General features: G+C 63.1%; 15 protein-coding genes. 10 read left to right on the top strand and 5 right to left on the bottom strand.

The features are described from left to right. Window positions 1–162: 162 nt before the first annotated feature. The 6 genes from V1283_RS04635 to V1283_RS04660 all read left to right on the top strand — a co-directional run bounded on the left by V1283_RS04635 (window position 163) and on the right by V1283_RS04660 (window position 8170). Window positions 163–1515, top strand: a complete 1353-nt coding sequence (locus V1283_RS04635) for a hypothetical protein (RefSeq protein ID WP_334385272.1) — start codon at window positions 163–165, stop codon at window positions 1513–1515. Window positions 1516–1575: 60 nt separating this feature from the next. After that, entirely contained in the window at window positions 1576–2772 is a 1197-nt protein-coding gene (metK, locus tag V1283_RS04640; RefSeq protein WP_334385273.1) for a methionine adenosyltransferase, read from the top strand. Between the two features lie 126 nt (window positions 2773–2898). Next, window positions 2899–4329 carry an adenosylhomocysteinase gene (gene ahcY / locus V1283_RS04645; RefSeq protein WP_334385275.1) on the top strand — a complete coding sequence of 477 codons (1431 nt, stop codon included), beginning with the start codon at window positions 2899–2901 and terminating at the stop codon, window positions 4327–4329. 219 nt (window positions 4330–4548) lie between these two features. Further along, window positions 4549–6015: a flavin-containing monooxygenase gene (locus V1283_RS04650; protein ID WP_334385276.1), complete on the top strand. Its 1467-nt coding sequence runs from the start codon at window positions 4549–4551 to the stop codon at window positions 6013–6015. A gap of 160 nt (window positions 6016–6175) precedes the next feature. Further along, window positions 6176–6328 (top strand): hypothetical protein, encoded by a 153-nt coding sequence (locus V1283_RS04655; RefSeq protein ID WP_214492169.1) that lies wholly within the window; start codon window positions 6176–6178, stop codon window positions 6326–6328. Between the two features lie 912 nt (window positions 6329–7240). Next, window positions 7241–8170, top strand: a complete 930-nt coding sequence (locus tag V1283_RS04660; protein ID WP_334385277.1) for an aspartyl/asparaginyl beta-hydroxylase domain-containing protein — start codon at window positions 7241–7243, stop codon at window positions 8168–8170. 83 nt (window positions 8171–8253) lie between these two features. Here the strand turns inward: V1283_RS04660 and V1283_RS04665 are convergent, their stop codons facing one another. The 4 genes from V1283_RS04665 to galE all read right to left on the bottom strand — a co-directional run bounded on the left by V1283_RS04665 (window position 8254) and on the right by galE (window position 12529). Beyond that, the gene (locus V1283_RS04665; protein WP_334385278.1) at window positions 8254–8568 is read right to left on the bottom strand and encodes an EthD family reductase; all 315 of its coding nucleotides are present in this window, start codon (window positions 8566–8568) and stop codon (window positions 8254–8256) included. Window positions 8569–8844: 276 nt separating this feature from the next. Next, window positions 8845–9546 (bottom strand): fumarylacetoacetate hydrolase family protein, encoded by a 702-nt coding sequence (locus tag V1283_RS04670; RefSeq protein ID WP_334385279.1) that lies wholly within the window; start codon window positions 9544–9546, stop codon window positions 8845–8847. A gap of 45 nt (window positions 9547–9591) precedes the next feature. Then, the gene (locus V1283_RS04675) at window positions 9592–11412 is read right to left on the bottom strand and encodes an ABC transporter ATP-binding protein (RefSeq protein ID WP_334385280.1); all 1821 of its coding nucleotides are present in this window, start codon (window positions 11410–11412) and stop codon (window positions 9592–9594) included. Between the two features lie 103 nt (window positions 11413–11515). Then, window positions 11516–12529 (bottom strand): UDP-glucose 4-epimerase GalE, encoded by a 1014-nt coding sequence (galE, locus tag V1283_RS04680; protein ID WP_334385281.1) that lies wholly within the window; start codon window positions 12527–12529, stop codon window positions 11516–11518. A gap of 185 nt (window positions 12530–12714) precedes the next feature. On the opposite strand from galE, the gene V1283_RS04685 reads away from it, so the two are divergent. Continuing rightward, entirely contained in the window at window positions 12715–13758 is a 1044-nt protein-coding gene (locus tag V1283_RS04685; protein WP_334385282.1) for a glycosyltransferase family 4 protein, read from the top strand. A gap of 88 nt (window positions 13759–13846) precedes the next feature. Here the strand turns inward: V1283_RS04685 and waaF are convergent, their stop codons facing one another. Continuing rightward, window positions 13847–14911 (bottom strand): lipopolysaccharide heptosyltransferase II, encoded by a 1065-nt coding sequence (gene waaF, locus V1283_RS04690; RefSeq protein WP_334385283.1) that lies wholly within the window; start codon window positions 14909–14911, stop codon window positions 13847–13849. 160 nt (window positions 14912–15071) lie between these two features. Between waaF and rfaD the strand changes: the two genes are divergently transcribed. From rfaD to V1283_RS04705, 3 genes are read left to right on the top strand one after another with little or no spacing between them, the layout of a single operon-like run. Continuing rightward, window positions 15072–16049: an ADP-glyceromanno-heptose 6-epimerase gene (gene rfaD / locus V1283_RS04695; protein ID WP_334385284.1), complete on the top strand. Its 978-nt coding sequence runs from the start codon at window positions 15072–15074 to the stop codon at window positions 16047–16049. Between the two features lie 18 nt (window positions 16050–16067). Next, a complete protein-coding gene (rfaE1, locus tag V1283_RS04700) occupies window positions 16068–17540 on the top strand; it encodes a D-glycero-beta-D-manno-heptose-7-phosphate kinase (RefSeq protein ID WP_334385286.1) in 1473 nt (490 codons plus the stop codon). Further along, window positions 17537–18814, top strand: a complete 1278-nt coding sequence (locus V1283_RS04705; protein ID WP_442895700.1) for an O-antigen ligase family protein — start codon at window positions 17537–17539, stop codon at window positions 18812–18814. Before rfaE1 ends, V1283_RS04705 begins: the two co-directional genes overlap by 4 nt. Window positions 18815–18837: the final 23 nt, after the last annotated feature.

An 18837-nucleotide genomic window follows, 5' to 3' on the forward strand; every position in this document is an offset into this window, starting at 1 on the left:
GTGGCGGATACCGCTTTGTTGCCCCTCGCGGAGCGGGGGTTCAAGGCCGGGCGCTAGTGCCTGCTGACTGCTAGCGGCGGGCTTTCCTTTGGTGGGCAGATCGTGGTAGGACGGGGCCGTCGCCTGAAGCTGCCCACCGACGTTTCCCAAAACCCTTGCCCGATGAAGAACGACCAGATCCTCAGCCAGATCACCGACTTCTGCCGCCAGTCCGACATGGCGGAGACGACGTTTGGCCGCCGGGTGGTCAACGACGGCAAGCTGGTGCATCGGTTGCGCGAGGGCAAGCGCATCACGATCGACACGCTGGACCGCATCCAGGCCTATATCGCGGCGTCCACCGGCGCGCTGCCGCCGCCACGGGGCCTCGAAGTGCCGCCAGAAAAGCGCGATCCGCGGGGCAATTTCAGGTTTTTCGAGAACCGTCAGAAATACCTGCTGTTCGTCCATACCTGCAGCGAAAAGCGGGTGATTGCGGAGCGAGTGGGGCTGGAGCTCGCGAGCCTTCATCCCCGCCCGCCGGCGCTGCGGGTGTTCGACGCCGGCGTCGGCGACGGCACGGTGCTGGCGCGGGTGATGCGCTCGATGCACGGCCGCTTTCCCCACATGCCGTTCTATATCGCTGGCAAGGAGTTGAGCCTGGAGGACGTCCGGCTGACGCTCGACAAGGTGCCGGACCGGCTGTTCGAGCACCCGGCGACCGTCTTTGTCCTCACCAACATGTATTACGCCGAGGCGCCCTGGCTGACGCCGGCCTCGCCGGCCGCGGCGGCGGGCATGATCTGGCATGAGGTCGCCCTGCGCGGGGCCTCTTCGGGCGAATTCGAGGCCCAGATCGCAGAACTTGGGCCATTTCTGGAACAAAACTGGCGGGCCAATATCAGCCCCAAATCGGGCATGCCGACCTATGAACGCCCGGTGGCGCTGGTCGTGTACCGGGAGGATCACCGGTTCCTGCTTGATTCGATCATCCCGCGGGCGGGCCGGACCGAGGCCAATTTTGACCTTGTGATCGCTTCCCAGCCCTATCGGGCAAAATCCTCTGTGAATTTCCGCGCCAAGCGGATCATTGCGCCGCTGGCTAGGTCTTTGCGGGCAGGGGGCCGCTTGATTGGAATTCACTCTCACGGGCAGGATCCCGGCCTGGAAATCATCCAGTCGGTCTGGCCCGGAGAAAATCCTTTCGCGGTGAGCCGTCATGAGCTATTGCGCGCGGTGAAATACGAGCTGGGGTCGGCCGGGCGCGACCTCAACTTTAATGTCTACGCCGATAACCGTTCGATCTTCCGTTATGATATGGAAGCGCTGCCCAACGAGGTCACCGGCTCGATCGGAACCTCGACGGCCTTTGCAGCGTGGAATGCGGCGGTGTATGTCGCCCAGATCGAAGACGACCGGTTGACGGAAATGACTGAAAACAGCCGAACCCTCGATGCCACCAGAGAGGTTCTGCGCAAGCACAATGGGCTTTGGTTTTACGACGAATCCTACGTCATTTCGCGCCGTCGCGACTGACATTCCGGGATAGACAACACAGACAGCCGCCGGGATCCGGCGGGAACAAGGGGTTGGTTGATGCGCGCGTCCTATCTGTTCACCAGCGAGTCGGTTTCCGAGGGTCACCCGGACAAGGTTTGCGACCGGATTTCCGACGAGATCGTCGATTTGTTTTTCCGTGAAGGCCCCAAGGCCGGCATCGACCCCTGGGCGATTCGCGCAGCCTGCGAAACGCTTGCCACCACCAACAAGGTCGTGGTTGCCGGTGAAACCCGCGGACCCGCATCCGTCACCAACGACCAGATCGAAAGCGTCATTCGCGCTGCGATCAAGGACATTGGTTACGAGCAGGACGGCTTCCACTGGGAGAAGGCCGACATCGAAATCCTGCTGCATCCGCAATCCGCCGACATCGCGCAGGGCGTCGATGCGCTGCAGCCCGGCACCAACAAGGAAGAGGGCGCGGGCGACCAGGGCATCATGTTCGGCTACGCCACCAATGAAACGCCGGACCTGATGCCGGCGCCGATCTTCTACGCCCACAAGATCCTGCGGCTGATCTCGGAAGCACGCCACTCCGGCAAGGAGAAGGTGCTGGGTCCGGACTCCAAGAGCCAGGTCACCGTGCAATATGAGAACGGCAAACCGGTCGGCGTGCGCGAGATCGTGGTCTCGCATCAGCACCTCGTCGAGGACATGACCTCGAACCAGGTTCGCGAGCGCGTCGAGCCTTATGTGCGCCAGGCGCTGCCGGAAGGCTGGATCAACGGCAAGACCGTCTGGCACATCAACCCGACCGGCAAGTTCTATATTGGCGGTCCCGATGGCGACGCCGGCCTGACCGGCCGCAAGATCATCGTCGACACCTATGGCGGCGCGGCCCCGCATGGCGGCGGCGCGTTCTCCGGCAAGGACCCGACCAAGGTGGACCGTTCGGCGGCGTATGCCGCGCGCTATGTCGCCAAGAACATCGTTGCTGCCGGCTTCGCCGACCGCTGCACGCTGCAGCTTGCTTATGCGATCGGCGTGGCGCGGCCGCTGTCGATCTATATCGACACCCACGGCACCGGAAAGGTGCCGGAGGACAAGCTGGAGGAGGCCGTGCGCGAGGCGATGGATCTGACGCCGCGCGGCATCCGCAAGCATCTCGATCTCAACAAGCCGATCTACGCGCGGACCGCGTCCTACGGTCATTTTGGCCGCACGCCGGACAAGGACGGCGGGTTCTCCTGGGAAAAAACCGATCTGGTCGACGCGCTCAAGAGCGCGATCTAATCCCTGCGTCATTCCGGGGCGCTCGCGACAGCGAGCGAACCCGGAATCCCTATCCATCATTTCGAGATTCCGGGTTCGGCTCTTTTGGGCGACCCGGAATGACGAGCTAGAAAACAGGAACCTCGCATGACAGCCGCCGCCAAGAAGCCCGCCTTCACCGACTACATCGTCAAGGACATCTCGCTCGCCGATTTCGGCCGCAAGGAACTCTCGCTGGCGGAAACCGAGATGCCGGGTCTGATGGCAACACGCGAGGAATACGGCCCCAAACAACCTTTGAAGGGCGCGCGTATCGCGGGCTCGCTTCACATGACGATCCAGACCGGCGTGCTGATCGAAACGCTGGCCGCGCTCGGTGCCGACATCCGCTGGGTGTCCTGCAACATTTATTCGACACAGGACCATGCGGCGGCGGCGATTGCCGCTGCCGGCATTCCGGTGTTTGCCGTCAAGGGCGAAACACTGGCCGAATACTGGGACTACACCGCAAAGCTGTTCGACTGGCACGGCGGCGGTCACCCCAACATGATCCTCGACGACGGCGGCGACGCCACGATGTATGTCCATCTCGGTTTGCGCGCCGAGAACGGCGACACCAAGTTCCTGGACAAGCCGGGTTCGGAAGAAGAGGAAGTCTTCTTCGCCCTGCTCAAGAAGCAGCTCAAGGAAAAGCCCAAGGGCTACTTCGCCGAGATCGCCAAGAGCATCAAGGGCGTTTCCGAAGAAACGACCACGGGCGTGCATCGTCTCTATGACATGCAGAAGGCGGGCACGCTGCTGTGGCCGGCGATCAACGTCAACGACAGCGTCACCAAGTCGAAGTTCGACAACCTCTATGGCTGCCGTGAATCGCTGGTCGACGGCATCCGTCGCGGCACCGACGTCATGATGTCCGGCAAGACCGCGATGGTCGCGGGCTTCGGCGACGTCGGCAAGGGGTCGGCCGCCTCGCTGCGCCAGGCCGGCTGCCGCGTCATGGTCTCCGAAGTCGATCCGATCTGCGCGTTGCAGGCGGCGATGGAGGGCTATGAGGTCGTGACCATGGAAGATGCCGCGCCGCGCGCCGACATCTTCGTCACCGCGACCGGCAACAAGGACATCATTACCATCGAGCACATGCGCGCGATGAAGGATCGCGCCATTGTCTGCAACATCGGCCACTTCGACAACGAGATCCAGATCGCAGGCCTTCGTAACCTGAAGTGGACCAACATCAAGCCGCAGGTCGACGAGATCGAATTCCCCGACAAGCACCGCATCATCCTGCTGTCGGAAGGCCGCCTGGTGAACCTCGGCAACGCCATGGGCCATCCGTCCTTCGTGATGTCGGCGTCGTTCACCAACCAGACGCTGGCGCAGATCGAACTCTGGGCCAACAACAAGGACGGCAAGTACAAGAAGGAAGTCTACGTGCTGCCGAAGTCGCTCGACGAAAAGGTAGCCCGGCTCCATCTCGCCAAGATCGGCGTCAAGCTGACCGAACTGCGCAAGGACCAGGCCGACTATATCGGCGTCAAGCAGGAAGGCCCGTTCAAGTCGGATCATTACCGGTATTGATTTCAGGCAGTCCGCGCTGCGGACGCCGCCCTGAAGCAAACAGCAGAGCCTCAACAAGCCCCGGAGCGATCCGGGGCTTTTTGCTGGTCGGTCGCACAGCCTGCGATAGTTGAGCTTCAGCAATGAATTTCGATACAGCCTGTATCGTCGCGGCAACCTGACAATGCGAGTTGCAATTTCTCTCCTCTGCCCATTAGATCGGGCAGCAGGGAGATCGTCATGACCGATACGGCAGAACATTTCGACGTCCTCATCGTCGGCGCAGGTTTGTCCGGCATCGGCGCGGGCTATCACCTGCAGGAGAAATGTCCCGGCAAGAGTTACGTGATCCTGGAGGGACGCGACTGCATCGGCGGCACCTGGGATCTGTTTCGCTATCCCGGCATCCGCTCCGACTCGGACATGTATACGCTCGGCTATTCGTTCAAACCGTGGACCGAGCCGAAGGCGATCGCCGACGGGCCGCGGATTCTGAACTACGTCTGCGAGACCGCTGTCGACAACGGCATCGACAGCAAGATCCGCTTCCACCATCGCGTCAAGCGCGCGTCGTGGTCGTCGCCGGATTCGCGCTGGACCGTGGAAGCCGAACGCACGGTGGGCGAGGGCGCGACCGAAATCGTCAGCTTCACCTGCAATTTCCTGTTCATGTGCTCGGGCTATTACAAATACGAGGAAGGCTACACGCCGGAATTTTCCGGCACGGCTGACTTCGCCGGCCAGATCGTGCATCCGCAGAATTGGCCTGGGGATCTCGACTATGCCGGCAAGCGCGTCGTCGTGATCGGCTCGGGCGCCACGGCGGTGACGCTGGTGCCGGAGATGGCGAAGACCGCCTCGCACGTCACCATGCTGCAGCGCTCGCCGACTTACGTGGTGGCGCGGCCGGCGGAAGATGCGCTCGCCAACAAGCTCCGCAGGAATCTCTCGGCAAAACTCGCCTATCACATGATCCGTTGGCGCAACGTGCTGTTCGGCATGTATTTCTTCCAGCTCTGCCGCCGCAAGCCGGATCGCGCCAAGGAACTGATCCTCGGCGGCGTCAAGATGGCGCTGGGGCCGGAATACGACGTGGCCAAGCACTTCACGCCGCGCTACAATCCGTGGGAGCAGCGGCTCTGCCTGGTGCCCGATGGCGACCTGTTCAAGTCGATCCGCGACAAGCGCGCCTCCGTCGTCACCCATGAGATCGACACCTTCACCAAGGGTGGTATCAAGCTGAAGGACGGCAGTGAGATCGAGGCCGACATCATCGTCACCGCCACGGGGTTGAACCTGCAGGTGCTCGGCGGCCTCGAGGTCAGCGTCGACGGCCGCACGGTCGATTTCGCGCGAACGCTGAACTACAAGGGCATGATGTATTCGGATATCCCGAACATGGCCTCGGCGTTCGGCTACACCAACGCGTCGTGGACGCTGAAATGCGATCTCACCTGCGAATATGTCTGCCGGCTGATCAACTACATGGACCGCAACGGCTACAAGCAGTGCATGCCGCATAATGTCGATCCTGACGTCACCGAACTGCCGTCGCTGGATTTCTCGTCGGGCTATGTGCAGCGCTCGATCGCCAAGCTGCCCAAGCAGGGCTCGAAGCGGCCGTGGCGGCTGTACCAGAATTACGCGCTCGACATCGTCACCCTGCGCTACGGCAAGGTCGACGACGGGGTAATGCAGTATTCGTGAGCGGTTCCGCCGCGCGAGGTGCGTCCGGACGCCCCATGCGTCGTTTCGCGTATACGTATGCGAGCGCGAATCGTTCAAGGTGTCCTCACGGTTAACGCCGAATTAACCGGCGCACCCTTACGCTGCGTGGCTTGTGGCCCCTGACAGCACGAGGAAGCCCATGGACGCCCAGCGAATTGCCGTCGATGCCATCGTGGCGCTGACCGATTGCGACCGCGAGGCGGCCGCCGCCTTCATCCGCAAATTCTATCTGGCCGGCGTCCGCGACCCGAAGCGCCTGACCTTCAAGGGCCTGCAGGCGCTGCGGGGCTGAGGAGCTCGCCTCTTCGATTTTCGGATTCAATTGTCGTGCCTGTTCAATTGCGGGCGCAATGACGGGGGACATAGTTTCGCGACCTCGCGGCGCATTGCGTCCGAGGTTTGCTTGTGAACTTCCCGCCCTCTTGTTCAGAGGGCGCAGGGAAGACCGGGTGCTTGCTGCACCCGCGGTCTCGCGTGCGATTTGCGCAAACAAAAGTGCACACGAGCATACAGGGCAGCGGGAGCATTCCGGCCTTCCCTGCGCAATGGCTTTACGACTTACTTCGTGCTCTTCCCGGAGAACGGCTCTTTTGCCTCCGTCGCCAGCGAGACAGATCCCGCCAACTTAACGCCAGCACCGCGGCGCCCGAACCATACGACTTCGCCGTACGCTTGAGCCACACACGTCAGTCTTGGCTCTCGCGTCCATCGCATCTCACTGCGCGTTCGTGACGATGGCCAACGCCCCTCATCCGCCGTGAGACGGGCGGAGTTATGCGGCTGATTTGGGTGAGAACGAAAGCAGAATATTTTTGCGCGAAGGGCTGGACAGGTTTTCGGTGATTTGCCCGTCGTGCCATTGTGTCGCATGCCGCCGCATGAAGTTGCCCTTGTGCGCGAAGCAAATCAGTCCGTAGCGCGGATGAGCGCAGGCGTCATTCGCCGCCTTGGCGCAACGAACGGTGGGTTACGCTTCCGCCGACGCGCTTCGAGCTGCGGCGGACGCTCGCTCATCCGGGCTGCGCTTGCCGTTTCCCGGTGTAGCCGCCGCGTTGACGTTTTCTTGAACTCGTTTCCGGAGCCTTGATGACGGGGCGGGAGCATTGGTAAATAAGGCCGAAATGTAACCAAGCGGAACCAACACCAACCCCGAATTTCCTGGCCGCGGATCAAATCCGCGCATCACGGGTACAGGAACCGGAAAATGCTACAGCAGCTTTTCGCGCCACAACTCGTCGTTCTCTACATTCTCGTCGCATCGACGCTCTACGTTCACTTCCGCGGCCGCGAGCGGCTTCGGATCGCGCGCCAACTCGGCGATCACTCGACCTATCTCGCGCCTTACAACGTGCTGATGTATGCGGGCTCGGCGGTTCCGAACCAGCCGGTGATCCCGGTCGCGCGCTTTCCGGAACTGACAAAGCTCAGCGAGAACTGGGAGACGATTCGCGAGGAGGCGGTGCGGCTGTTCGACGAGGGCTTTATCCGCGCCGCCGCCAAGAACAACGACTGGGGTTTTTATTCGTTCTTCAAGAGCGGCTGGAAGCGGTTTTACCTGAAATGGTATGACGACTTTCTTCCGTCCGCGCGCACGCTGTGCCCGAAGACGGTCGAGCTCCTGAATTCGATCCCGACGGTGCACGGCGCGATGTTCGCCATGCTGCCGCCTGGCGGCAAGCTCGGCGCGCATCGCGATCCCTTTGCCGGCTCGCTGCGCTATCACCTCGGGCTCGTCACGCCCAATTCGGACAAATGCCGCATCCTGGTCGACGGCGTCGAATGCGTCTGGCGCGACGGCGAGGCCTTCATGTTCGACGAGACTTTTATTCACAGCGCGGAGAATGCCACCGACGTCAACCGCATCATCCTGTTCTGCGACGTTGAGCGCCCCATGAAGTTCGGCTTCATGACCGCGATCAACCGCTGGGTCAGCCATCACATCGTCAAGGCGTCCGCGACCCAGAACATGGAAGGCGAGCATGTCGGCGCGCTCAACAAGGTGTTCGGCAGGCTTTATGAGGTTCACCTCGCCAGCCGCAAGGTCAAGGAGTGGAACCGCAAGGTTTACTACGCGCTGAAGTACAGCCTGATGATCGGGATTGTTGGGTTGATTGTCTTATCTGCGTTGCGGTAATCGCGCAGCAAGTAACCCGCATCAGCCATCGGGGCGCACGATTGCGCGTCCGATGGCTCATCCGGGCTGCGGCTGCCGGGTTGTCAGCCTACGACGACTTCACTGATCTGGATGACTGGAGACTGGTCGGTATAGTTCGCGATGTCGGCCATGATCTCCTTGGCATGAGGCCCGAAGCCGGACTGGAAGGCCTCGACCGAGTCGCAGAAGATGTGACACATCCCGACATAGGTCGCTGGAGCGCCGGGGACGCCGCCGGCCATACCCTTGTCGACCGTGTAGGACTTGCAGGCATCGCCCATGCGTGCCTTCACGAGCGGCATATGCTTGTCGCGGTAGTAATCGTGATCGAAGCGCCCGCCGGGCGTATTGGGATACATTACGCTTACCTTGATCATGGACGTGTCCTCCACTCTGACGTTCGCCGTTGTTGTCCGGCAATAGTTGAAATCTGTGTCAGTTTTGCGGATCTTGCAACCGGCAGGCGGTGTTCGGGGTATCACTGTGACGGGACGCACGCAGCGGCCCAGGATGGATGGAGCGAAGCGATACCCATCGATTCCGGAGCGGGCGGTGAGATGATGGGTTTCGCTTCGCTCTACCCATCCTGCTGCCCATGAAAAAGCCCCGGATCATCTCCGGGGCCTTCTGTCTGATACAGGTGTTGCCGGTCGTTATTCCGGCTTGCCGATGTTCACCTTCAGCGTGCCGACGCCGTCGACACCACACTCGATCTTGTCGCCCGGCTGCAGCTGGGAGACGCCGGCGGGTGTGCCCGTCATGATGATGTCGCCGGCGGCGAGTTTTACCTGCTGCGAGAGCTGCCAGATGATTTCGGGCACGCTCCAGATCAGTTCGGTGAGGTCGCCCTTCTGGGTTTCCTTGCCGTTGACCGTCAGCCAGATCTTGCCTTTGGCGGGATGGCCGATCTTGGAAGCGGGCTGGATCGCGGAGCAGGGCGCGGAATAGTCGAAGGACTTTCCGACTTCCCACGGCCGCTCCTTCTTTCGCGAGGCGATCTGCAGGTCGCGGCGGGTGAGGTCGATGCCGACCGCATAGCCGTAGACATGGTCGAGCGCCTTGTCGGCTGGAATGTTGAGGCCGCCGCTCTTCATCGCGACGATCAGCTCGACCTCGTGATGCAGATCCTTGGTCAGCGGCGGGTAGGGGACCGTGGCCCCATCGGGCACCAGCATGTCGGCATGCTTGGCAAAGAAGAACGGCGGCGCGCGCTCGTCATTGCCCATCTCGCGGATGTGCTCGAGATAGTTGCGCCCGACGCACCAGATGCGGCGGACCGGATAGGTGCCTGCCTCGCCGACGACGGGAAGCGTGGGCTGCGGGGCTGCTGATATGACGTAGGAGGCTGCGCTCATGAAAAGGATCTCAACGGGTTACGGTTGGAAATTCGGGAATAGCCTTTACGCGGTTGCGCTGACCGGCGCCAGACTGGGGTGGCCGGCATCGCGCTGCTGCAGGCGGAAGAACGAAGCATAGCGGCCGCCGCGCCGCAGCAAATCGTCATGCAGGCCACGCTCGACGATCTCGCCGCCTTCGACCACCAGAATGGCGTCGGCGTGCATGATGGTGTGCAGGCGGTGGGCGATCACGATGGTGGTGCGGTTCTGGCAGAGATGGTCGATCGCTTCCTGCACGGCTTTTTCGGATTCCGAATCCAGCGCCGCGGTCGCTTCATCGAGCAGGATGACCGGCGCGTTCTTGATCAGCGCCCGCGCCACCGCGATGCGCTGGCGCTGGCCGCCGGATAGCTGCGTGCCGTGCTCGCCGACGGGCGTGGCGTAGCCGAGCGGAAAGCCCATGATGAAATCGTGCGCGCAAGCCGCTTTCGCCGCCGCCACGATCTCGTCCCTGGTGGCATCTGCCTTGCCGAAGGCGATGTTGGCGCCGATCGTGTCGCGGAACAGATAGACGTCCTGTCCGACATAGCCGGTCTGGGCGCGCAGCGAATGCCGCGATACGCCCGAGATGTCCTGGCCGTCGATCAGGATTTCGCCCTGCTTCACCTCATAGAGCCGCAGCAACAGCGCCAGCACGGTGGATTTGCCGCCGCCGGAGGGGCCGACCAAAGCGGTGGTCTTGCCGGGTTCAGCGATGAAGCTCATGTTCTTCAGCACCGGTTCGTCCGGCCGGTAGGCGAAATTGACGTCGCGGAACTCGACCCGCGCGTTCGAGAGCTTTAGCGCCGGCTTGTCGTTGTCGGCGGGCTCGCTCGCCGGGCTGTCGACGATTTCGAGCAGCATGCGCGCACCGACCAACTGGCTGTTGAGGTCGATGTTGAGCCGTGCCAGCCGCTTGGCAGGCTCGGTCGCCAGCAGGAACGCAGTCATGAAGGAAAAAAACTGTCCGGGGGTAGCGCCGAGCGCGACCACGCTGTAACCGCCATAAAGCAGGCAGCCGGCGACCGCAAAGCCGCCGAGCATTTCCATCAGCGGGTTGGAACGATTTGAGACCCGCGCCATCTTGTTGGCGTTGCGCTCGACGACCGCGATGTTCTCGTCGATCCGCCGCTGCATGGTCGCTTCCAGCGTAAATGCCTTCACCGTGCGGATGCCCTGCAGCGATTCCTGCATGGTCTCCATGATGTCGGCGCTGCCGGTGAACTGGTTGTGAGCGAGGCCCTTGATGCGCTTTATCAACTTGCGCAGGATCAGCATCGCCGGCGGCACCACGACGAGGCCGATAAACGACAGCACCGGATCCTGCGTCACCATCACGAATATCAGGCTGACCAGCAGCAGCACGTCGCGTCCGACGGCGTTGATGAGCAGCGTCAGGACGTCGGTAATGGATTTTGCGCCCGATGTCAGCCGCGCCAAAAATTCGGAGGAATGCCGCTCGGAATAGAATCCGATGCTTTCGCTCATCAGCTTGGCAAACAGCCGCCGCTGGTTGTTGGCGAGAATGGCGTTGCTGATCTTGGACAGGATCACGGTGTGGCCGTAGGTCGCCAGACCCTTGATGAACAGCAGCACCACGGTGACGCCGGAGAGAATGGCGATGCCGGTGACGTTCTTGTCGATATAGGCCTGGTTGATCACCTGGCCCAGGATATAGGCGGAGCCGGCGGTGGCGCCGGCGGACACGCCCATCAGCGCGAATGCGGTCACATAGCGCCGCCAATAGACAAAACCCTGTTCCATGACGAGGCGGCGAATCAGGATCGCCGCGCCATAGGGATCGTCGGTAATTTTTCGGGTCGGCTTGCTTGGAAGTTCGGTCATCCGCGTTCCATTGACGGGGCCGGTAGACCGGCGCGTCAGGGCTTTTGCGGGTTAGTCCTTGCCTGCTTGGCGGGGCTTTTTCAAGCCAAATAAGCGATTGATTTCAGGCCGATTCCGCATGCCGCGGAAGGCCGCCGCGGTCGCGGAACAGCTTCTGTTCCCAGGCCAGCGCGTGGGCGGCGATGGTCTCCAGATTGTCGAATTGCGGCGTCCAGTCCAGCGTCGCATGGATCCGGCGCGTGTCGGCGACCATGGTCATGATGTCGCCGGGGCGGCGCGGCGCATAGGAAACCGCGAAATTGCGCATCGAGACGCGGCGGACGGCCTCGATGGTCTCGAGCACCGAATAGCCGCGGCCGTAGCCGCAGTTCAGCGTGATCGAGCCTCTCGCCCCGCGCAAATAGGCCAGCGCGGCGCGATGGGCCTGCGCGAGATCGCTGACATGGATGAAGTCGCGGATGCAGCTGCCGTCCGGCGTCGGGTAATCTGTTCCGTACACGTCGATCTTGGCGCGCTGGCCGGTCGCGGCTTCGACCGCGATCTTGAGCAGATGCGTGGCGCCGACGGTGGCGAGGCCGCAGCGGCCATGCGGATCGGCGCCGGCGACGTTGAAGTAGCGCAGCACGACATAGTTCATGCCATGCGCGGTGGCGACATCGTGCAGCATGATTTCCGTCATCAGCTTGGAAGAGCCGTATGGCGACGCCGGCCGTGTCGGCGCATGTTCGGGCACCGGCACCTGGTCCGGATCGCCGTAGACGGCAGCCGTCGACGAGAAGATGAAGCGGTTGACGCCGCCCTTCACCGCGGCATTCAAGAGGCTGCGCGTCGTCATGGTGTTGTTGCGATAATAGCCGAGCGGATCGCGCACGGAATCCGGCACCACGATGGAGCCGGCGAAATGGATGATGCTCTCGATGCCGTGCTGGGCGATCACGCCTGCGACGAGATTTTCATCGCCGGCATCGCCGATGAACAGCGGCACGCCTTCCGGCAGGAAGGTGGAGAATCCGGTGGACAGGTTGTCGATCACGACGACGCTTTCGCCGGCATCCGCCAGCGCATGCACCATATGACTTCCAATGTAGCCGGCGCCACCGGTGACGAGCACGGTCATGGGCCACCTCTCGCTCTTGAATTTGGGAAGCGCGCCCGGATGCAAAACCGGTTTCCACATTATGCTGGTCGCGCTCTACTGGAGGCGATGCTAGCTGGGCTGCGGTGAAGAGTGGGTTTCGGCACGGGCGAACTGGCCACTATGCTTAATGTTGCGTATAGAACCTGGCCGAAACGGAGCCGGACGTGCCGATCGAGAACAATTTGGCCAGTAACCTGCAACTGATCGTGCCGAATCTGCACAGGCGCTATTCGGGCGTCACGGCGACCAACCGGATGGTGGCGCCGAAGCTCGCCCGGATGTACCGGGCGGCATGGCTCGGGCCACACGCGCCCGACGGCATCGCGCGGATGGGATTTGCGGAGCTTTTGAAACTCCGGCGTCACGGCACGCCGCTGATCTGGCACGCGCGCCGCAATGACGAGATGATCGCAGGGTTATTGCTGCGCGCGCTCGGCTGGCCGCTGAAGCTCGTCTTCACTTCGGCCGCACAGCGGCATCACAAGCGGCTGACGCGCTGGCTGATCCGGCAGATGGATGCGGTGATCGCCACGTCCGAGCTTTCGGCGTCGTTTCTCAAGCGCCAGGCAACGGTGGTGATGCATGGCGTCGATACTGATGCGTATGCGCCGCCGGCTGACCGCGCGGCGGCGCTTGCGGAAGCCAAACTGCCGGGGCGTTACGCAATCGGCTGCTTCGGCCGGGTGCGCGCGCAAAAGGGCACCGACGTCTTTGTCGAGGCGATGTGCCGGCTGTTGCCGCGCTATCCCGATTTCACCGCCATCATCGTCGGCGCTGTCGTGCCGGAGCAGCAGGGATTTGCCAACGGCTTGAAACAACAGATCGAGGCCGCCGGACTGCAGTCGCGCATCGTCATCACGGGCGAGCTCGCAATCGAGGAGGTGCAGCGCTGGTATCGGCGGCTGACGATCTATGCCTTCACCTCGCGCAATGAAGGTTTTGGCCTGACGCTGATCGAGGCGATGTCGTCAGGTGCGGCGCTGGTGGCGGCGCGCGCGGGCGCAGCCGAATTCGTGGTCGAGGACGGCGTGACCGGCGTGCTGACGCCGCCGGGTGATGCCGATGCGCTGGCCGCCGCATTGGAGCCGCTGATGTGCGATCCGGCATCGGCCATCGCGATGGGCGAGCGCGCGCGTGCGCGCGTGCTGCAAAAGTTCAGCCTCGATGCGGAAGCGAATGCGATCGCCGCGGTCTATCGTAAGCTATAGCGTTTTCGAGCGAAGTGGATGCCGGTTCGCGCAAGGAAAACGCGTCAAAACAAGGAACAGAGCCCGGTTCTGATGTAATCAGAACCGATCAGGCTCTGGGCTGAGTGACCAGCAGCCGATGCGCCACGTCGGCCACGTAGGCGGGATCGATGTCGCGCATGCAGCGGTGGTCGTTCATGGTGCAGACCGTGCGCTGGCAGGGCTGGCAGGGCAGCACTGCCTTGGTCTGAAGAACCGTGGCCGCGAGGCCGTTCAGCGGTGCCCACAGATAAGGACTGGTGGGGCCGAAAATGCCGATGGTCGGCGTGCCGACCGCCGCCGCGATATGCATGAGGCCGGAATCGTTCGAGATGGCGACGCCGGCCGCCGCCATCGCCAGGATGCCGTTGCGCAGGTCAGTGCCGGTGAGGTCGCGGACCTTGCCGCGGCCGGCGGCAACGATCTCCTGCGCCAGCGCCTTCTCGCCGGGGCCGCCGACCACCCAGACGTCGAGCCCGCGCTCGACCAGGAGCCGTGCGGCGCCGGGGTAATAGGTCCAGCGTTTGGAGGCGCCGACGGACCCGGGGGCCAGCGCCACCGCCGGGCCTGAGCCCAATTCATTGGCCTGCCGCCAGCGCGCGATGTCCTCACGCGGCACCACGAGTTGCGGCACCGGCCATTCGCCCGGCAGCGGCACGCCTGCCGGCAGTGCCAATGCGGCATTCTTGTCGATAAAGCGGAGCAGGGCCTTCTCGCCCCAGCGCATCCGGTTGATCAACCCGAATCGAGCCTCGCCGAAAAACCCCACCCGCTCGGGGATACCGGCCAGCATGGGGGCAATCGCGGCCTTCCAGGTGCGGGGCAGGACGAGGGCGGTTCCATAACCCCGGGCGCGCAGTTCCGATGCGAGACCCCACTGCTTCGCCAGCGCAAGCCGGCTGCGGGGCAGATCCCAGACGATGCCCGCCCGGACGCCCGGCATGTAGTCGACCAGCGGGGCGCAAAGGGGGGTCACCAACAGGTCGACCGGGCGGTTCGGCCAGCGCTGCTTCAATACCCGCACGACGGTATGGCCGCGGACGAAATCGCCAATCCACATATAGGGGACGATGAGGATCGGCCTGGTGTCGGCGGCATCCTCCATTTCGATCCTATCTGGTGAATTTGTATTCATACTTTGATTATATCGCCACTAACCAGTTGCGGCCCCGTCGGTAACCGCTCCGCATCGACAGGTAAAGCTGTCGATTGGCCTTCACTTGCCCAAGATACAAAGTTGCCTGCCGCGCGGGAGTGGGGCAAAGCTTTGCCGGACAATCATGGCAGGGGATGGCATGTTGCTGGTGACCGGGGGCGCCGGTTTTATCGGATCGAACGTCGTGGCCGCGTTAAATGACGCCGGCCGGGACGTGGTCGTGTGCGACGTGCTCGGCCATGACGGCAAATGGCGCAATCTGGCCAAGCGCCGGCTCGCCGATATCGTGCCGCCCTCGGAACTGATGGACTGGCTGAAGGGCCGCCGGCTGGAGGCCGTCATTCACCTCGGCGCCATCTCCGAGACCACGGCGACCGACGGCGATCTGGTGATCGAGACCAATTTCCGGCTGTCGATGCGGCTTTTGGACTGGTGCACGGCGAACGCCACGCCGCTGATCTACGCGTCCTCGGCGGCGACCTATGGCGACGGCGGCGACGGCTTTGGCGATGACCAGTCCATGGACGCGCTGAAGAAGCTGCGGCCGATGAACCTCTACGGCTGGAGCAAGCATCTGTTCGACATGGCGGTGGCCGAACGCGCCGCGCGCGGCGAACGGCTGCCGCCGCAATGGGCCGGATTGAAGTTCTTCAACGTGTTTGGCCCCAACGAATATCACAAGGGCACGATGATGAGCGTGCTGGCGCGGCGCTTCGACGACGTCAAGGCCGGGCGCCCCGTGCAATTGTTCAAGTCGCACCGCGAAGGCATCGCCGACGGCGACCAGCGCCGCGACTTCATCTATGTCGACGATGTCGTGCGCGTGACGATGTGGCTGCTGGCTGCGCCCGGCGTCAGCGGCATCTTCAACGTCGGCACCGGCACCGCGCGCAGCTTTCGCGACCTGATGCTGTCGGCTTATGCGGCACTCGGCGCCCAGCCGAACATTGAGTATATCGATATGCCCGTAGCGATCCGCGGCAGCTATCAATACTTCACCCAGAGCGAAGTCGATCGGCTGCTGCGCGCCGGATACAACGGCGGCTTCACCGCGCTGGAAGACGCGGTCGAGCGTTACGTGAAGGGTTTTCTCGATCGCGACGATCGCTTTCGCTGATAGGCACCAGGTGGACAGATGTTTGATTTTGAAGCCCTGAGCCAGGCGATCCCGCGTCAGACCGTGCTCTGCGTCGGCGACCTCATGCTCGACGAATTCGTCTATGGCGAGGTGTCGCGCATTTCGCCGGAAGCGCCGGCGCCGGTCATCGCGGTCCAGCGCAGCGAGACCAATATCGGCGGCGCCGGCAATGTCGCCCGCAACATCGCCGCTCTCGGCGCGCGCTGCATCTTTGCAGGTCTGGTCGGCGAGGACGAGGCGGGCGCGAAACTGAAGGCCGATCTGGCGCGGGAGAAGCTGATCGAGGCCGTGCTGGTCACCGATTCCTCCCGCCCGACGACGCGCAAGGTGCGCTTCGTCTCCGAGCATTTTTCCACCCACATGCTGCGCGCGGATTGGGAGCAGGCCGTTGCTGCCTCGGCCGAGATCGAGCAAAAGCTGATCGACGCGATCCTGCCGCAGGTCGCACGCGCCGATATCGTGCTGCTGTCCGACTACGCCAAGGGCGTGCTGACGGCGCGCGTCATCCGCAACATCATCGACGCCGCGAAGAAGCTCGGCAAGCGCGTGATCGTCGATCCCAAGAGCGCCAATTTCGCGATCTATCGCGGCGCCACGTTGCTGACGCCGAATCGCAAGGAATTTGCCGAAGCCACCCGCAGCCGCGCCGAGACCGACCAGAGCATTGCCGGCGCGGCGCAGGACGCGATGGTTCTGGCCGATTGCGAGGCGATGCTGGTGACGCAAAGCGAACACGGCATGACGCTGGTGGCTCGCGGCGGCGAGGCGATCCATGTGCCGGCGTTGCCGGTCAAGGTGCGCGACGTTTCGGGGGCGGGCGACACGGTCGCCGCCGCGCTGGCGCTGGCGCTTGCGGCCGGGGCCGACTGGGAGACCGCGCTGCGGATGGCGAATGCGGCGGCGGCGGTTGCGGTCGGCAAGAAGGGCACTGCGACCGTGACGCCGGCGGAGTTGCGGCGGAAAATCCTCCCCCATGCGTCGCTGGCGGCCGAAGAGAAGATCGTGCCTGTTGGCGGCGATCTCGATGCACATCTGGCGGAGTGGCGCCGGCAGGGGCTGCGCATCGGCTTCACCAATGGCTGTTTCGACATCTTGCATCCCGGCCATGTCAAGGTGCTGACGGCCTCGCGCGGCGCCTGCGACCGGCTGATCGTCGGCCTCAACAGCGACGCCTCGGTGAGGCGGTTGAAGGGCGAGGGACGTCCGGTTCAGGACGAGGGCGCACGCGCCGAGGTGCTGGCCGCGCTCGAAGCGGTCGATCTCGTCGCGATCTTCGAGGACGACACGCCGATCGAACTGATCACGAAAGTGAGGCCGAGCGTGCTGGTCAAGGGCGGAGACTATACCCGCGAGCAGGTCGTCGGCCATGAGATCGTCGAGGCTGCCGGCGGCGAGGTCGTGCTCGTCGACATTATGCCGGGCCACAGCACGACGTCGCTGGTCGACCGCGCGCGGGGAGGCAAGGCGTGAGCCTGAGCGCTGCGGCTCCACCGATGTTGCTGGTGCGGCGGTACTGGCGTGACCGGGCGCTGTGGACGACGATTGCGGACGTCTTTGCAATTCTGGCCGCGCTCGCCTTGCCCTGGTCGACGACGCTGGTGGCGATCTTCGTGCCCTGCTGGCTCGGCGCCGTGGCATGGGTGATGGACTGGCGGGACTACGGCCGCCTGCTGAAACAGCCGATCTGCTATTTGCCGTTTGCGCTGGTCGGTCTGGCTCTCATCGGCACGCTCTGGTCGGACGCGACATGGAGTGCGCGGCTTTACGCCGTCGCTCCCACCCTCAAGCTGCTGGTGTTGCCCGGACTGTTCTATCATTTCGAGCGGTCGTCGCGCGGGATGTGGGTCTTTGTCGCCTTCCTGGTGTCCTGCGTGCTGCTGATGGCCGTATCGTGGCTGGTTACGATTGATCCCAGCTTCACGCTGAAGACCCCGAATGAGCCGGGGGCGCGCGGCATCTTCGTCAAGAACTATATCGACCAGAGCCAGGAGTTTGCGCTGTGCGTGGTAGCGCTGGCCTATCCGATCATCCGCCTGCTGCGCACCAACCGGATCTGGCAGGCGCTGGTGCTGGGCGCGATCTCGCTCGGATTTCTCGTCAACATGGTGTTTGTGACCGTCTCGCGGACGGCCATCGTTACGATGCCGATCATGGCAGGCGTATTTGCGCTGCTTCACCTGAAGCGGCGAACGAGCCTGATCCTCATTGGCGTCATGCTCGTGCTGGCTGGCCTGCTCTGGTTTGCCACGCCTGACGTGCGGTGGGGACCGCAAAGCCTGCTCAGGGACTATCGGTACTACAAGACGGACGAGCATGTGACGTCGATCGGGCTCCGGCTGGAGTTCTGGCAAAAATCGCTGCGGTTCATTTCGGAGGCGCCGGTCATCGGCCACGGAACAGGTTCGATGCGCGGGCTGTTCGAGCGGGCCGCGACCAACCACGAGCCGAAGGATCAGGTTATTGCCAATCCGCACAACCAGACGTTGAACATTGCGGTGCAGTGGGGTATGGTTGGGGTCATCCTGTTATACGCGATGTGGCTGGTGCATCTTCTGCTGTTTCGTGGCGAGGGGCTCGTCGCCTGGATCGGATTGCTTGTCGTGGTGCAGAATATCTTCACCTCGCTGTTCAATTCGCACCTCTTCGATTTTCATGAGGGATGGATGTATGTGCTGGGAGTCGGGGTTGCGGGCGGTATGACGCTCGCGGCCAAGCAACGCAATCAACTGGCCGAACGGCGATGACGGCGGATAGCGGGCGTATTGAG

The sequence above is a fragment of the Bradyrhizobium sp. AZCC 2262 genome (assembly GCF_036924535.1).
GTDB lineage: Bacteria > Pseudomonadota > Alphaproteobacteria > Rhizobiales > Xanthobacteraceae > Bradyrhizobium.

Bases quoted from the DNA above. Each gene is read 5' to 3' on its own strand.
- V1283_RS04635 (WP_334385272.1), top strand. From the start codon at position 163: ATGAAGAACGACCAGATCCTCAGCCAGATCACCGACTTCTGCCGCCAG.
- metK (WP_334385273.1), top strand. From the start codon at position 1,576: ATGCGCGCGTCCTATCTGTTCACCAGCGAGTCGGTTTCCGAGGGTCAC.
- ahcY (WP_334385275.1), top strand. From the start codon at position 2,899: ATGACAGCCGCCGCCAAGAAGCCCGCCTTCACCGACTACATCGTCAAG.
- V1283_RS04650 (WP_334385276.1), top strand. From the start codon at position 4,549: ATGACCGATACGGCAGAACATTTCGACGTCCTCATCGTCGGCGCAGGT.
- V1283_RS04655 (WP_214492169.1), top strand. From the start codon at position 6,176: ATGGACGCCCAGCGAATTGCCGTCGATGCCATCGTGGCGCTGACCGAT.
- V1283_RS04660 (WP_334385277.1), top strand. From the start codon at position 7,241: ATGCTACAGCAGCTTTTCGCGCCACAACTCGTCGTTCTCTACATTCTC.
- V1283_RS04665 (WP_334385278.1), bottom strand. From the start codon at position 8,568: ATGATCAAGGTAAGCGTAATGTATCCCAATACGCCCGGCGGGCGCTTC.
- V1283_RS04670 (WP_334385279.1), bottom strand. From the start codon at position 9,546: ATGAGCGCAGCCTCCTACGTCATATCAGCAGCCCCGCAGCCCACGCTT.
- V1283_RS04675 (WP_334385280.1), bottom strand. From the start codon at position 11,412: ATGACCGAACTTCCAAGCAAGCCGACCCGAAAAATTACCGACGATCCC.
- galE (WP_334385281.1), bottom strand. From the start codon at position 12,529: ATGACCGTGCTCGTCACCGGTGGCGCCGGCTACATTGGAAGTCATATG.
- waaF (WP_334385283.1), bottom strand. From the start codon at position 14,911: ATGAATACAAATTCACCAGATAGGATCGAAATGGAGGATGCCGCCGAC.
- rfaD (WP_334385284.1), top strand. From the start codon at position 15,072: ATGTTGCTGGTGACCGGGGGCGCCGGTTTTATCGGATCGAACGTCGTG.
- rfaE1 (WP_334385286.1), top strand. From the start codon at position 16,068: ATGTTTGATTTTGAAGCCCTGAGCCAGGCGATCCCGCGTCAGACCGTG.